This is a genomic window from Cellulomonas phragmiteti, from assembly GCF_016862775.1.
GTDB classification, from domain to species: Bacteria; Actinomycetota; Actinomycetes; order Actinomycetales; family Cellulomonadaceae; genus Cellulomonas; species Cellulomonas phragmiteti.
The window spans coordinates 1-3,687 of record NZ_BONP01000051.1 but is presented as its reverse complement, the minus strand read 5'-3'; the positions used below and the strand labels follow the sequence as shown (position 1 = coordinate 3,687).

Here is a 3,687-nt window from a genome sequence, read left to right as displayed (position 1 = left end):
GGGTGCGGGCGGAGCAGCGGGAGCCGGCGCAGCGGGTGCGGGCGGAGCAGCGGGAGCGACGACGGCCTCGACGACGGGGGCGACGACGCGGCTCGCCGCCGGGGTGACGACCGTCTCGACCACCGGGTCCACCAGGACGTCGGCGACGCCGGTCACCGCGCCGAGCAGCGAGCCGGGTGCGGAGGAGTCCCCCGCCGCCCGCGGCGACGCGTGCGCCGCGGCACCGCCGCCGAGCGCGGTCCCCGTCAGGACGAGGAGCATGGTGCCGAGCGCGATCAGCAGGCAGCGCACGAGCCGCGCGACGGCTCGCGATCCCTGCTCCCGCACCTGCACCTGCACGTCGACCCCCTGACACCGCTCCGTCGAGATGTCATGACGACGCTAGGTCGAGGTCACGGCGGCGGCAAGCGCTGCTGCGACCGTCGGCGGGCGGCACCGCGCGACCACCTGGGAGAACGTCCTCGCACTTCACCCGCACCCCGGGACACGTCAGGAGCCGTCCGACGCCCGTCGCTGGTGCGGCACCTGGCCGCGCGGCACCACGCAGTGCCGCACGCCGCCGTGACCGACGCCGCGCGCCCGCGGCGGGTGCGCACGCCGGTCCGGCTCGACGACCGGAGCACCCAGGGACGTGCCCGCCTCGAGGGGTGGCCGCTGGGTCGGGATCACGCAGTGCGGTGCGTTGCGCTGCGTCGGCACGACGGGCGTGACGCGGGCGGACGTCACGCGCGGCAGCCGGACCGGACGCGGCGGGCACGTGAGGTGGCGGTAGAGGACCGCCGCACCTCCGGTGGTGACGAGCAGCAGCGCGTGGGGCACCAGGCTGCCGCCGTCGTCGACGAGGACGCCGACGGAGACGAGCACGAGGCCACCGCCGACCAGGATCGTGGGTAGTGCTCGGCGCAGGAACGTGGACACGTCGATCTCCTTGCCTGTGGACCGGCCGCCCCGGAGGGCGAGGGACGTCACGCGCGGCGCGCGTGGCGTCCGGTCAGGCAGGCTGTGCCGGGACGTCGCGCGCAGGCGCGGTGGGGCCGGCGTCGGGGGTGGCGGGCTCGACCACGAGAGATGCGAGGACGGGCTGTGCCACGGCGGACGCCGGCTCGGCGTCCGGGCCGGCGCGCGGCGTGACGGACCCGCTGCCGGGCGCCGCGGTGCCGACGTGCGGCACCGTCGGGGTCGGGGCGGTCGGCCGCCGGGTCGGGGCGGTCGTGACGACCGTCGTGGTGGCGACCGCGACGTGCGACGCGGTGACCTGGTGGCCCGTTGCGACCACGGCCGGGGCGTCGTGCTGCGGGCCGGCCGGGCCAGGGGACGGGTGCCACGGCGTCTGCCCGCCCGCGGGCCGGTCGACGGCGACGGTGGCGACGGCCGTCAGCGCGGCCGCGGCCGGTGGGGTCGCGACGACCGGGGCCGCGGCAGGCGGTGGCGCGGTCGCGGGTGCCGCGGGCCGCGCCGCGGGCCCGTGCGCGCGGGCCGGCTCACGCAGGCCGCGCAGGACCTGCGCGGCCGCGTCGACGGCGAGGCCGGGCGTCGGGGGTGCAGGGGTCGTCGAGGTGACGGTCGTGAGGGTGACGGGCACGACGTCCGGCCGCAGCGCAGCCGTGCGCGGCTCGGCGCCGGCCACTGCGGTGTCGGTCGCGACCGTCGTGGCCGGCCGCACTCGCGCAGGGTCGACGGTCGGGGTCGCGGTGTCGACAACGGTCACCGGCTCGAGCGGGGCGCCGACGTTCTCGGGGTCCGTCGGGTCCACGGGCTCCACCGGGTCCACCGGCTCGACCGGGTCCACGGGCTCCACCGGCTCGACCGGGTCCACGGGGTCGACGGGGTCCACCGGATCCACCGGGTCCACCGGATCCGCGGGCTCCACCGGGTCCGAGGGCACCACCGGGTCCACCGGCTCGCCCGGGACCGCCTCGCCGCCGGGCTCCGTGTCGCCGGCGGGCGCGACCGGACCCGGAAGGGTCGCCGACGGCCCGGCCTCGGCGAGCGCGCGGACCGCGGCGTCGTCGGCGACGGCCGGCAGCCGGTGCTCCGCGGGCACTCCCGCCACGGGCGCGCCCTCGGCCTGCGCGTGCGTGGACGGCGCCGGCACGTCGCCGCGTGCGTCGTGCGCGACGGCCGTGGCCGGCGGCGGGGACAGCTCCTCAGCGGACGCGGGGCTCGCGAGCGCGGTGCCCAGCAGGAGCAGGGCGAGCCCGCCGAGGGCGACGACGAAGGCGCGGACGACCCACGTCCCCGCTCGTCCCCACCGGTGCGCGTGCATCCGCGGTCCCTCCCCGGCGCCCGTCCGCCCTGACGCGCGTGCGCCCAGTATGGTCCCTCATCCCCGCAAAAGCACACGATTCGGCCAACCGGGTGACAGGTGTCCGGGCGTGCCGCCACGCGCCCGGTCGGGCAGGATCGGCGGGTGCGCGGACGTCACGGGCTCGTCGTGGTCCTCCTGGTCGTGCTCACGCTCGCGACGACGCCCGTGGCGGTCGTCGGCACGTGGGCCCGGACGACGCTGCTGGACACCGACGACTGGGTGCGCACGGTCGCCCCTCTCGCGTCCGACCCCCGGGTGCAGGGCGCCGTGGCCGACCGTGTCGCCGACGGCGTCGTGACGGCGCTGCCGCTGGACGACGTGGCGGGGTGGCTGCCGGGGACGCTCGGCGAGGACGCCGCGGCGGGCGTCGAGCGGCGCGTCGGCGACGTCGTCCGGGACCGGTCGGCGAGCGCCGTCGGGTCCGACGTGTTCGTCGCGGCGTGGGTGACGGTCAACCGGACGTTCCACACCCAGCTCGTCGGGGTGCTGCGCGGTGACGCCGACGCGCTCGGTCAGGTCGACGCCGAGGGCCGCCTCGCCCTCGACCTCACGGGCGTCGCGGACACCGTCCGCGCGGCCGTGGTGGCCGTGGGGGTGCCGGAGCGCGTGGTCCCCCGGGTCGAGGTCGCCGTCCCCGTGCTCGACGGCGGCACGACGGCCCGTCTGCAGCAGAGCGTCGGGACGGCCGAGCGCGCCGCGACGTGGGCCCCGTGGGTGGCCGCCGCGGCCGCGGTGGGCGCGGTGGCGCTCGCCCGCCGCCGGGCGCGCGCGCTCGCGTGGGTGGCGGGTGCCGTGGTGCTGGCGGCGGCGGGCGTCCTGGTGGGGCTGCGGGGCATGCGGGCCGCGGTCCTCGCGGGGCCGGCGGCGGCGTTCCTGGGCGACCCGGTGGTCGGGCTCGTCGTCGACCACGTCACGGCGGGGCTGTCGACGGCCGTGTGGTGGCTGGGTGGTACGGGCCTGGTGGTGATGCTGCTCGCCGCGGTCGCCGACGCCCCGCGCGGGACCCCGGCGGGTCCCGCGCCGGGCCTCGGCCTCGCCTGACCGGGCGCGGAGCGACCGCGTCCCGCGTCAGGGACTGCTGAGCACCGCGTCGACGACCACGATGAGCATCGCGCCCGTCGTGGCGAGGAACGCCCGCACCGCCCAGACCAGCGTCCGTGTGTGTTCCCGCACGATGACGCTCCCTTCTGCGCGTCACCGTTGACGCACTGCGCAGACCGTACGACGAGGACGCCCCGAACGCACCACCGGGCGGGGTGAAGTCGCACGTCAGCAGGTGTTTCGCCCGGTTCGCCCGTTCGGTGCGGGGCGGGGGCCGTCCGCGGCCTGCGGCAGGGGCGGGACGACGACGGCGGGTGCCCGGCCGCAGCCGGGCACCC

Annotated in this window: 3 protein-coding genes and 1 pseudogene; 1 reads left to right on the top strand and 3 read right to left on the bottom strand. The window is 78.6% G+C overall.

The features are described 5' to 3' along the window. The 3 genes and pseudogenes from Cph01nite_RS18775 to Cph01nite_RS19190 all read right to left on the bottom strand — a co-directional run. A pseudogene (locus tag Cph01nite_RS18775) lies at positions 1-339 on the bottom strand (hypothetical protein); the annotation flags it as partial. Positions 340-489: 150 nt separating this feature from the next. Beyond that, on the bottom strand, positions 490-918 hold the full coding sequence (locus Cph01nite_RS18770) for a hypothetical protein (protein WP_203676555.1): 429 nt from the start codon (positions 916-918) through the stop codon (positions 490-492). A gap of 73 nt (positions 919-991) precedes the next feature. Further along, positions 992-2,266 carry a hypothetical protein gene (locus Cph01nite_RS19190; protein ID WP_239069369.1) on the bottom strand — a complete coding sequence of 425 codons (1,275 nt, stop codon included), beginning with the start codon at positions 2,264-2,266 and terminating at the stop codon, positions 992-994. A gap of 144 nt (positions 2,267-2,410) precedes the next feature. On the opposite strand from Cph01nite_RS19190, the gene Cph01nite_RS19185 reads away from it, so the two are divergent. Next, positions 2,411-3,349, top strand: coding sequence for a hypothetical protein (locus tag Cph01nite_RS19185; protein ID WP_239069368.1), 939 nt, complete (start codon positions 2,411-2,413; stop codon positions 3,347-3,349). The last annotated feature ends 338 nt before the right edge of the window (positions 3,350-3,687 follow it).

Excerpts from the sequence above, each read along its gene's own strand:
- Cph01nite_RS19190 (WP_239069369.1), bottom strand. The coding sequence starts at position 2,266 with ATGCACGCGCACCGGTGGGGACGAGCGGGGACGTGGGTCGTCCGCGCC.